At 37.2% G+C, this 8,045-nt stretch carries 7 protein-coding genes; 1 reads left to right on the top strand and 6 read right to left on the bottom strand.

The genetic code is table 11. From position 1 onward, the window contains the following. Together DKK79_RS06030 and DKK79_RS06025 are read right to left on the bottom strand one after the other, a co-directional pair. Window positions 1–598 (bottom strand): two-partner secretion domain-containing protein (locus DKK79_RS06030; RefSeq protein WP_181415240.1); only part of this gene is annotated, 598 nt, incomplete at its 3' end. A gap of 246 nt (window positions 599–844) precedes the next feature. Further along, the gene (locus DKK79_RS06025; protein ID WP_110423281.1) at window positions 845–1,159 is read right to left on the bottom strand and encodes a hypothetical protein; all 315 of its coding nucleotides are present in this window, start codon (window positions 1,157–1,159) and stop codon (window positions 845–847) included. Between the two features lie 1,221 nt (window positions 1,160–2,380). Here DKK79_RS06025 and cysK point away from each other — a divergent pair. After that, the gene (gene cysK, locus DKK79_RS06015) at window positions 2,381–3,346 is read left to right on the top strand and encodes a cysteine synthase A (protein ID WP_110423279.1); all 966 of its coding nucleotides are present in this window, start codon (window positions 2,381–2,383) and stop codon (window positions 3,344–3,346) included. An 84-nt stretch (window positions 3,347–3,430) separates the two neighbouring features. On the opposite strand, the gene ruvB is transcribed toward cysK, so the two are convergent. From ruvB to dnaX, 4 genes are all read right to left on the bottom strand, one after another. Further along, window positions 3,431–4,435: a Holliday junction branch migration DNA helicase RuvB gene (gene ruvB, locus DKK79_RS06010; protein WP_110423278.1), complete on the bottom strand. Its 1,005-nt coding sequence runs from the start codon at window positions 4,433–4,435 to the stop codon at window positions 3,431–3,433. Window positions 4,436–4,453: 18 nt separating this feature from the next. After that, entirely contained in the window at window positions 4,454–5,062 is a 609-nt protein-coding gene (gene ruvA / locus DKK79_RS06005; RefSeq protein ID WP_110423277.1) for a Holliday junction branch migration protein RuvA, read from the bottom strand. 255 nt (window positions 5,063–5,317) lie between these two features. Further along, the gene (locus tag DKK79_RS06000; protein WP_110423276.1) at window positions 5,318–5,656 is read right to left on the bottom strand and encodes a YbaB/EbfC family nucleoid-associated protein; all 339 of its coding nucleotides are present in this window, start codon (window positions 5,654–5,656) and stop codon (window positions 5,318–5,320) included. Window positions 5,657–5,689: 33 nt separating this feature from the next. After that, window positions 5,690–7,822, bottom strand: coding sequence for a DNA polymerase III subunit gamma/tau (gene dnaX / locus DKK79_RS05995; protein ID WP_110423275.1), 2,133 nt, complete (start codon window positions 7,820–7,822; stop codon window positions 5,690–5,692). Window positions 7,823–8,045 lie beyond the last annotated feature (223 nt).

The following is an 8,045-nucleotide window of genomic DNA, read 5'->3' as shown; positions in this document are numbered from 1 at the left end:
TGGCATTGATAAAGCCACAACCATTACAGGTAATGCCTGACGGATTGGCAATGATAACTTGTGCCTTTTGACCGGCGACTTCAAGAACACCATTGAGTTGACTTGGATTACGAGAGTTGACCTCATTCAAAATGATTTTAGCTGGTCCGCTACTTTTTAAAAATTCATTACCTTGTACATGACCAGCAATTTGTGTCTGACTGATTTTACTGCTGTTGTTTAATATCGCCCCTTGCTGTGCAACATCAAATTGTCGATATTTATTGTGGGAAACCCCTTTTTTGTTTGGTGTTTGAATATTGACCTGTGTAATACCGTTAGCGGCATTAATTACTTGCGGTTGTTGATGTTTCGCAGCTTGTTTATCGGCAACTATATCGCTGGCACCATAAACGGGTGAACTTAGGGTGACAAAACCCAATGAAAGAGATACGAATAAGGTTATCGGTTTGAGTGTATAAAAAAATGATTTGAGCAGTGGTAACTTTTCATCCTTAGCAGTTTTTTCTTTACCACCTAATGTTTTAGCGATTTCCGCTACCACCATTTGTAGACCACGCTTTTTATTAAAAATAACCCGATATAACTTCTTATTCATCATCTATTCCTTACTTAATACTGCTTATTCTTATTTTAGATTGACTACGGTAAAACGTTAGGACTTGCTTTTGTTTGTATTTATTGCTTCGTATGACTAAATAATTATTTTAATAGTTCCAATTAACATTAAAGCTTAATGTTAATGGCTTGGTTTTAAAACCTTTGAGTTTGTGAATCAGTTTGCCGGCAAAGAGGTCATAGTAAAAACCATAATTATTTCCTCGTATGCCTATTACGCCACCGGTTAAATTCTGCCAGCCAGATGAATAAGCTTATTGACAGGTTTAAACCACGGTGAGTTATCTATTTCCAATAATAGCGCTTGATTAACGTTAAGGTATAAAGGCTCAGTTGGAGAAATAACTTCACTGGTCGCGGTAATGGATGTTAATAAATGGATGTCTAGCGATGAAGGGATTAATGTATCTGGAAGTGCTTTTTCATGCGCTGGTAGATGGATAAACGGTTGTTCACTAAATTGCTGCGTGGGCGGAGGTTCGGCTAAGGCAACCGTCGCGGGTAGAACAATGAAACTCCATGCAAATAAATAGCTTTTCATTAATAAATCCATAATATTAACAATGAAACATCATCACACACAAATTTATACCGAACCATGCTAACATTAAATCAATTCAATGTCGATGCAAAAATTGATATTCATCATTTTATGATTTCTTTTAATATCTTATTTAATGCGATTTTTAATGGTAAACCTTGATTTGCTAGCCATCGTTGACATTAATCTATAGGTAAATTGGCATTAATGTAATCTAATTATCCGATAAAACTCCTCTGCCGATATTTTAAAGTCAGTCAGTCGAGTTATTACGCTGGCTAAAAAGTCCAATGAGATAACCTCACTCAACGAATATATTAAAAAACGGTATTGGCAACTCACAGCTCGCTTAGGTGCCCCAAAAATTTAGTGCATGATGCCAGAGATGCAGGATATCAAGTCCCAGACAAAAAGTAAGTCGAGTTCTTCAAGGCTTAGGTTGTTGAGTAAAGGCGTACATAAATTTAAGTATAAAACTGATATGATTATACCTCATAATGTCGTTAGTAATACGTTAGCAACGAAATTTAATCCCGACAAACTCAATATTATTTGGATAATGGATATCATATACATCAAAATAGGTGAAGGTTGGTTATCTCTGCATGTAATTATCGACTTGTATTGACGATATGCAATTGGTTGGCAAATCAGTCGTTATATTGACCGACATTTAGTCTGTGATGCATCAAAATATGCGTTATTTCGATGTTATTATTCTAAATAGGTATTAGTTCACCGTGCTCAAGGAAGTCAGCATGTTTGATTAATCACAATTACAAAATTAAACGGTTAAATTTTCGCTTATTGTGTAAATTAAATCATCACACTCTCAATCAAGATAGATAATACTTTTAAAATCATCGTGTTATTTATCAATAGTCTAGAGGAATAGTCACCAAATCATCGCCACAGCTGGAAAATTTCATATTGTTTTAGATGCTATTTTTTACTGATTAAGAGTTCAAGGATGAATAAAATAGTAAATCTATCAATGATTGTTATTGAGATATAGGATTTAGCAACTGCACGTTTTTCCAACTAGTTAAGTAACAGCATTGATGTCAGTAATTTTTCAATTTTTTTTTGCTTATTACTAAATTGCATATTGTTATAATTATTAATTAGTTTCATCTTTTATCGTTGCATCTATAATGATAATACTTATTAGCACTAACTGAATGATGCTATTTATCATTAGGCAATAAAAAGGATACTAACATGAGTAAAATATTTGATGATAATTCCCAAACCATTGGTCATACGCCTTTAGTTCGATTAAAACATTTTGGTAAAGGTAACATATTAGCCAAAATCGAATCTCGTAATCCTAGCTTCAGCATAAAATGTCGTATTGCATCGAATATGATTTGGGATGCCGAAAAAAGAGGCTTACTCACCCCTGATGTTGAACTTATTGAACCAACCAGTGGCAATACCGGTATTGCATTAGCCGCGGTGGCTGCCGCTCGTGGTTATAAGTTAACCTTAACTATGCCAGAAAGTATGAGTATTGAACGTCGCAAACTTCTTAAAGCTTTAGGTGCCAATCTTATATTAACCGAAGCGAGCAAGGGGATGAAAGGTGCCATCGAAAAAGCGGAAGAAATCGTTGCCAGCAACCCAAAACACAATATCATGCTTCAACAATTCAGTAATCCCGCCAATCCGGAAATTCACGAAAAAACTACCGGACCAGAAATCTGGCTTGATACTGATGGCCAAATCGATATTTTTATTGCCGGTGTTGGTACAGGTGGAACATTTACCGGCGTAACCAAATACATTAAAAAGACCCAAGGTAAAAATATCACTGCGGTCGCAGTCGAACCGACTACCTCACCAGTCATCACCCAAGCGCTTGCAGGTGAACCTATCAAACCAGGACCACATAAAATACAAGGTATTGGGGCTGGATTTATTCCTGATAACTTGGATTTAAGCTTGATTGATTTGGTCGAAAGAGTCTCTAACGAAGAAGCCATCGAAACGGCGCGAATAATAATGGAAAAAGAAGGCATCTTAGCGGGAATTTCATCCGGTGCGGCAGTATTTGCTGCTGACCGCTTGGCGCGACTACCAGAAAATGCCAATAAAACCATCGTGGTTATCTTACCATCTTCAGGTGAACGTTATCTTAGTACCGATTTATTTAGTGGTATTTTTACTGAAAAAGAACTTGGTTAATTTATATTACAAAAGCAAAACACCGCCAATCGGCGGTGTTTTATTAAATATTATGTCATTAAAACTGAATGTCAATTAGTTCAGTTAATCATTTTGAACAATACCAAAGTGTCGATAAGCATGCGGTGTTGCAATTCGTCCTCTTGGCGTTCTTTGGATATAGCCCTGTTGAATCAAAAAAGGTTCCAATACATCTTCAATGGTTTCACGTTCTTCGCCTATTGCAGCGGCAATATTGTCTAATCCTACAGGCCCACCCATAAACTTTTCGATAATAGCCAGTAGTAACTTACGATCCATATAATCAAAGCCCGCATTGTCGACATCTAACATATCTAAAGCTTGTGTGGCTATATGTTCATCAATAACGCCTTTAGATTTCACATCCGCATAATCTCGTACCCGTCGCAATAAACGATTGGCAATGCGCGGAGTTCCTCGTGAACGTTTAGCAATTAAGTAAGCTCCTTCTTTAGAGAGATCCATTCCTAAAAATTTTGCACTACGGCTTACAATATATTCCAAATCCTCAACCCGATAAAACTCAAGGCGTTGCACAATTCCAAAACGATCACGTAATGGCGATGTTAACGAACCAGCTCGTGTGGTTGCGCCAATAAGCGTAAACGGTGGTAAATCGATTTTGATTGAGCGTGCCGCAGGACCTTCACCAATCATAATATCCAGCTGATAATCTTCCATTGCAGGATACAAGATTTCTTCAACAACAGGGGATAAACGATGGATTTCATCAATAAATAGTACATCATTTGGCTCTAAATTGGTTAACATTGCCGCCAAATCACCTGCTTTTTCTAACACCGGACCAGAAGTTGTGCGCAAATTAACATTCATTTCATTAGCGACAATATTGGCCAATGTTGTTTTACCTAAGCCTGGTGGGCCAAAAATTAGAACATGATCAAGCGCATCACTGCGTTGCTTAGCTGCTTGAATAAATATTTTCATCTGCTCACGCACTTGAGGTTGACCAATATATTCATCCAAATATTTAGGACGAATAGCTCGATCTAGCGACTCTTCTTCTTTTTGAGCCTGTGGTGCAATTAAACGATCCGCTTCAATCATCATCGATCCCTACTTTTTTTATAATGCTGACTTTAATGCTTCACGTATTAGCGTTTCACAATCCATGTCCGGCTTAATGACTTTACTAATGATACGGCTCGCTTCTTGCGGTTTATAACCCAGAGCAATAAGCGCAGAAACCGCTTCACCTTCAATTTGATTGGATGATTTTTTAACGCTGCCGGTCTCAACTGTCGCATTCACATTAGCTAGCTCTTCACCAAATCGTTTAACACGATCTTTCATCTCAACAATCAATCGTTCAGCCGTTTTGGTACCCACTCCAGGTAATTTTACTAACGTCTTAATTTCACCTTGCTCAACTGCGCTAATAAATTGACCTGCGGACATTCCCGATAAAATGGCTAATGCTAATTTAGGCCCAACACCATTGACTTTAATCAACTCACGAAATAACTCTCGTTCTTGTTCATGATTAAAACCATATAACACTTGAGCATCTTCACGCACGGCAAAATGAGTTAACACTATTACTTCTTTGCCATTTTCAGGTAACTCATAAAAACAGGTCATTGGCATAAAAACTTCATAGCCAACACCACCAACTTCAACTAATACTTTGGGTGGTTGCTTTTCAATAATGATTCCACGTAAACGACCTATCACAGCATATCCTTAATAATTAATGTTAATTAAACAATTTGAATACGATAAGACCGATATTGAATAACTTTTACCCTACAACATCAGTCTTATTAGCATGATCAAAATTGAATTAGAATTATAAACGATTGTGAGTTAGTTTACCTGATAGGAAAAAATTAATAAAGATAAACTGTATAAATAGACAGGCGATAAATAGAAATTTTGCCAACATGAGTTGGCAAAACCAATAGTAAAATATAGCTTTAATTATCTAAATTAAAATGGCATTTTAAAACCAGGTGGTAATTGCATGCCACCAGTAACTTGAGCCATACGCTCTTTTTGAGCTTCTTCCAAACGTCGAGTGGCATCATTATAGGCTGCAGCGATCAGATCTTCTAACATCTCTTTATCGTCCTCGGTTAATAAAGATGGATCGATTTCAACGCGTTTACAACTATGTGTACCTGTAACGGTAACCTTTACGATACCTGCACCAGACTCTCCGGTAACTTCTAATTTAGCGATCTCTTCCTGAGCTTGTTGCATTTTTGCCTGCATTTGTTGGGCTTGTTTCATCAAATTACCCAAACCACCTTTTCCACCTGGAAACATAATTATTCCTCATTAAAAACATTTAGTCTGTAATTATACAGGACGAATACTCGATTCATCAATCTTGGCATCAAAATATTGACAAATCGTCTCAACTTTAGGATCTTGATGAATCGTCAACTTAGCTTGTTCAAGCTTTTGTTGATATAAATCCTCACGCAATTCTAACGGCGTTTTATTCGTCTTATTATCATCAATCACCACCTCTAAATTGAGTGTTTTTTGACGATAATTTGACAGCGCGGTTCGCAACTTAATACAATTTGCTGACGATTTAGTTAGATGCTCCACAGCCGAACGCGTATGCAAAATAATATGATTTTCATCAATTAATTCAGGATAGGAATTAATCGCAATTTGCTTAATTAACGGCGCAATCTCCAACTGTTCAATTTCCGCACTCCAAGCATCTTTGCCTACCATCTCTTCAATCAATTTTTTCGTCATCTCTGGCGTCTTATCAACTTTAAGCGATTCACGAACCGATTTTGCATCAATCAACGAGTCATTCTTAGAATCATTTAGTCCACTAGATTGCCATTGATAATTTTCTGCGGTAATTTCTTCTTCATCCACCAAATCATCAATTACCGGTACCTCTACATTACTCTTTGAGTTAGCTAATGGACTAATGCGATTCAATTTAGATTTAACTAGATTGCTTGCTGGTTGATTGACATCAACCGATTCAGACTTTTTTGGCTTCTGTTCCTCTTTGATTAACTGCATTCGCATCTCTAAAATATTTTTAGTGATGGATGACGCATCCTCAGGAAGCGATATCGACGAGTCAGATACAGTAGGCATAGCATTGTTAGCTTGATTGGCCTGTTGTGGTAATGCTGTATTATTGGCTGCCAAAGCAGGTAATTGTGTGTCCGTTTGCTTTTGGGGTTGTTCCTCAACTTGTGATTCAACTGATGACTTATTGGTCTCTTTGATTGTAGAGATCGGAGAAGAACTCACCGAGGTCGTTGCTACTGTTGCCGGCTCAATTTTTGGCAGATTAGACTTTTGGATGGGTGAATGTCTATTAGCCGATGCGCTAACGGTTGTAGCAGGTGGTGTAATCGAATCAATATTTTTAGGCATAAAAGCTAAAGCTCGTAAAAAGCTCATCTCAATGCCCATTTTCTTATCTGGCACAAAAGCGAGCTCTTTTCGACCCATTAATAAAATTTGATAGAATAACTGCACATCATTTGGTGCCATATATTGCGCTAAAAAGCGCAACTGCTCCTCATGATCAGCATAATCACCTAAAGCAGTAGGTACCACTTGCAATAATGCAATTTGGTGCAACAATGCAATACTTTCCGCCAATAAATTATCCCAATCAGCACCTTGTATTGCCGCCGCTGCAATTTGTTGCATCAACGCATTTCCATCACCTTGATAAAGCGCATTAACTAATGCAAATGGGATGCCCTTATCTAAGGTGCCTAGCATAGCTGCAACCGAAACGGCATCGACCTTACCATTGCCGAGTGCAATAGCTTGATCGGTCAAACTTAATGCATCACGCATGCTACCATTCGCAGCTTTTGCTAACAATTGAATCGCTTTTGGTTCACTCTCAATATGCTCTAATTGTAAAATATGATTTAGCTGTTCGCCAATTATCGATGTATCAAGCACATTCAAGTGCAAATGCAAACAACGTGACAAAATAGTAATAGGTAATTTTTGAGGATCAGTTGTTGCTAACAAGAATTTAACGTGTTCCGGTGGCTCTTCTAAGGTCTTTAACAGTGCATTAAAGCTACTGCGTGACAACATATGCACTTCATCAATTAAATAAACCTTAAAACGCCCTTTAGTTGGTAAATATTGAATATTATCTAAGATTTCACGAGTATCTTCGACTTTAGTACGTGAGGCGGCATCGATTTCCAACAAATCAACAAAACGACCTTGTTCAATTTCAAGGCAATTATCACACACACCACAAGGTGTTGCAGTAATACCACTTTCGCAATTTAAACCTTTAGCTAACAAACGGGCGATCGAAGTTTTTCCCACCCCTCGTGTACCTGAAAACAGATAAGCATGATGCACTCGACCAAGAGAAAGGGCATTAGATAAAATCTTCAAAACATGTTGTTGCCCTACTACCTCAGAAAATGATTTGGGTCGCCATTTACGTGCTAAAACTTGATAACTCATAATCACCATTACTTATTACTATTAAATTTTGCTAATCATACCACAATCAGTCAAATTAGTCTTTAAGATGCCGATCGCCGACTTAATAATTGACAACATATTATTGATAAGAAAGATTTGCATTCAATTAGGCTATTAAATCAACATTATTTACGAGAAAATTTACCATAGACACCATCTTAAATAAGGCATTTTTCATTAAAAATCCCTCTTTCTTAACTTT

The organism is Gilliamella apicola, assembly GCF_003202915.1.
Lineage (GTDB): Bacteria > Pseudomonadota > Gammaproteobacteria > Enterobacterales > Orbaceae > Gilliamella > Gilliamella apicola_Q.
The sequence above is the reverse complement of the archived record's forward strand: the minus strand, read 5'-3'. Positions and strand labels throughout refer to the sequence as shown.

What these genes read in the sequence shown, in the direction of transcription:
- DKK79_RS06025 (WP_110423281.1), bottom strand. Translation starts at nt 1,159, where the DNA reads ATGAAAAGCTATTTATTTGCATGGAGTTTCATTGTTCTACCCGCGACG.
- cysK (WP_110423279.1), top strand. Translation starts at nt 2,381, where the DNA reads ATGAGTAAAATATTTGATGATAATTCCCAAACCATTGGTCATACGCCT.
- ruvB (WP_110423278.1), bottom strand. Translation starts at nt 4,435, where the DNA reads ATGATTGAAGCGGATCGTTTAATTGCACCACAGGCTCAAAAAGAAGAA.
- DKK79_RS06000 (WP_110423276.1), bottom strand. Translation starts at nt 5,656, where the DNA reads ATGTTTCCAGGTGGAAAAGGTGGTTTGGGTAATTTGATGAAACAAGCC.
- dnaX (WP_110423275.1), bottom strand. Translation starts at nt 7,822, where the DNA reads ATGAGTTATCAAGTTTTAGCACGTAAATGGCGACCCAAATCATTTTCT.